The following is a 2,865-nucleotide window of genomic DNA, read 5'->3' on the forward strand; positions in this document are numbered from 1 at the left end:
ACCAACATCGCCAGAGCAACCCGCCGCGCCAACCGCCGCCCCCATGACCTCATCACCACCGTGACCAGCAGCTACTCAACTACGCAATGACCCTGCTGCATAACTTCAGCATTGTTGCCATCCGACTCAACCTTCCCGTACAAAAGTCCCCTCTCATGGCCATTTGGAAAAGACATGAGATGGACGGCCCAGTCGTCGCCCCAGCAGCGGACAGCGAAGGTGCCTCCGGTCAGATCGACCTCAAGTTCTTCCTTAAACAGATCGCGATCTACTGGATTGCCTTGATCAAGGACGCGGCAAGAGCTGACGTGGGCACCAAAGGGAGCCGCGATGCTCGCGATTCGCTCATCGTCCAGTAGGCCTAGACCATCAGGCGCCTCGGTCGGCGACCCCGGAATGGGTGACACTGCGGTCGGAGTGGGCGACGGCATAGCTCTGTTGTCGACAGAGGTGCGTGACCCATCGTGGCCCGACCTCTCCGCGCCCGGCGTTCCCTCGGAGGCGGGGCCAGGGGTGATGACCTCCGCCACGACCAAGGATATGCCGCCGATGATGGCGGCCAGGACCCCAAAGATGCCCATGATTATGGCGACTTTAGTTTCTGCGCTCAGGCTGGCTCGATGGCCGGGCTGATAACTGGGTCGACGGCTGACCATTCACCAACAGTAGTCAGGCTCCGCAACCACACATGATGGATCATGATCTAAGCGTCACATGCATGACCCATCACTCCGTGATCATTGACGTACTTGCGGGCGGCCCTCTCGCAGTTGATTTTCAGGAATGCAGGCCGGAGCCTCAGCGATGCGGCCCCAAGTCCTCACGTTGCGAAGCGTACGAGGTGCCGCTCGGACGAGGGCGCCCTACTCAGCCTGCTCGGTGTGAGTGCTCCCGGAGCAGGCGCACGAAGACCCGTACGCCGATCACGATCCGGTGGTGACGGAGGGTGCAGGTCAACCCGCCCGATACCTCTGAAAGGCTCAGTGGCACGAAAAGGTCGACGCCAGAATGTCGGTGTGGGGGTCAACGAATTAGGCATGGGGCTGGACCGGTTGACGGCCAGGGTCGGTAAGTCGATCTCATCGGTGGGTCGGGCCATTCGCTGAATCCGCCCGGGACGGCCGTTCGGCGTACCACCATGTGGTGGGCGACGAACGGGGGCGACGTGAGCGAGCTGCTGCTGATCATCACGTTGGGCGTCACCGTGCTGGTCGGCACCACCCTCGGCGGTCGCTACCGGGTCGCGCCGCCGGTGCTGCTCATCTGCATGGGCGCGCTGCTGGCGCTGCTGCCGCCGCTGTCGCACGTCATCCTTCCTCCCGAGGTGGTGCTGCTGCTGTTCCTGCCGGCCATCCTCTATCGGGAGAGCCTGACCACCAGCCTGCGCGAGGTCCGGGCGAACATCGTGGTGATCACGCTGCTGGCGGTCGGGCTGGTCGGCGTCACGATGGTGGTGGTGTCGCTGGTCGTGCAGCGTTTCGACGTCGACCCGGCGGTGGCCTGGGTGCTCGGTGCGGTGCTCGCCCCGACCGACGCCGCGGCCGTCGCCGGTCTGGCCAAGCGGATGCCCCGGCGCCTGCTCACCACGCTGCACACCGAGAGCCTGATCAACGACGGTACCGCCCTGGTGCTGTTCGCCGTGGCGCTCGGACTGCTCGGCGGCGGCGCCGCGCCGACCGTGTTCGAGCTCGTGGAGCGGGTCGGCCTGTCGTTCCTCGGCGGCATCGCGGCCGGTCTGCTGGTCGGCACCGTTGTCATCCTGATCCGCAAGCGCCTGGACGACCCGTTGCGGGAGGGCGCGATCAGCGTGCTCACCCCGTTCGCCGCGTTCTTCCTCGCCGACGTCGTGCACGAGAGCGGCGTACTCGCGGTGGTGGTCTCCGGGTTGATGCTGACCGCGGCCAGTCCCCGGGTGGTCCGGGCCCGGTCCCGGGTGCTGGCGTTGTCGTTCTGGGACCTGACCACCTTCCTCATCAACGGTGGACTCTTCGTCCTGGTCGGCATGCAGATCCCTCGGGCGGTACGCAGCGTCACCAGCGTGTCGCTGCCGCGTGCGCTCGCCATCGCGGTGGTGGTGGCCGTGGTGCTGGTGGCGGTGCGGATGCTCTGGCTGCACCTGACCGCTCTCGTCGCCCGGTTGGTGGACCACCGCGCGGCCTCGCGCAGCCGCCGGGTCAACTGGCGGATCCGTACCGTTGCCGGCTGGGCCGGGTTCCGCGGTGCGGTCTCGTTGGCGGCGGCACTCGCCGTCCCGCTGAGCATCGACGGCGACCAGGTCCCCGAACGAGATCTGATCATCTTCTGCGTGGCCACGGTGATCCTGCTGACCATGCTGGTGCAGGGCACCACGCTGCCGTTCCTGCTGACCTGGGCGGGGCTCACCGGCGACCCGGAACGCGAGGACGAGAGCCGGCAGGCCCGGGTCCGCGCCACCCAGGTCACCCTCGACGCGCTGCCGGACATCGCCGACCGGGTCGGCGTCGACCCGGACACCACGCGGCGCATCCAGGACGAGTACGCGGGACACCTGGACGCGGCCCAGGCCGAGCCGGAGGACGAGACGGCCGCCGCCCAGGAGGCGGAACGTCGGCTACGGCTGGCCGCGCTGGACCACAAGCGCCGCGAGATCACCCGGATGCGCGACGCCCGGGAGATCGACGACGTGGTGCTCCGCGAGTTGCAGGCGCATCTGGACGTCGAGGAGATCCGCCTGCTCGGGCCGCACACGCTGGAATGACGGCGCGCCGAGTGCAAGGAAGGGTCCCCTGCTAACGCCTGGTGTATAGCAGGGGACCCTTCCTAACACCGCGCCGCACCGCGCACCGCGCCGCACCGCGCACCGCGCCGCACCGCGCACCGCGCCGC

At 67.6% G+C, this 2,865-nt stretch carries 2 protein-coding genes; both read left to right on the top strand.

What is annotated here, in order from left to right; translation table 11 throughout:
• Nucleotides 1–86 precede the first annotated feature (86 nt).
• Complete coding sequence (locus ABT008_RS30340) at nt 87–359, top strand: hypothetical protein (RefSeq protein ID WP_350700722.1); 273 nt, start codon at nt 87–89, stop codon at nt 357–359.
• A gap of 806 nt (nt 360–1,165) precedes the next feature.
• On the top strand, nt 1,166–2,737 hold the full coding sequence (locus ABT008_RS30345) for a Na+/H+ antiporter (RefSeq protein ID WP_350700723.1): 1,572 nt from the start codon (nt 1,166–1,168) through the stop codon (nt 2,735–2,737).
• Nucleotides 2,738–2,865: the final 128 nt, after the last annotated feature.

Origin of the sequence: Micromonospora sp. NPDC002389, assembly GCF_040296095.1 — a bacterium.
In the GTDB taxonomy this organism is placed as follows: Bacteria; Actinomycetota; Actinomycetes; order Mycobacteriales; family Micromonosporaceae; genus Micromonospora.

What these genes read in the sequence shown, in the direction of transcription:
- ABT008_RS30340 (WP_350700722.1), top strand. Translation starts at nt 87, where the DNA reads ATGACCCTGCTGCATAACTTCAGCATTGTTGCCATCCGACTCAACCTT.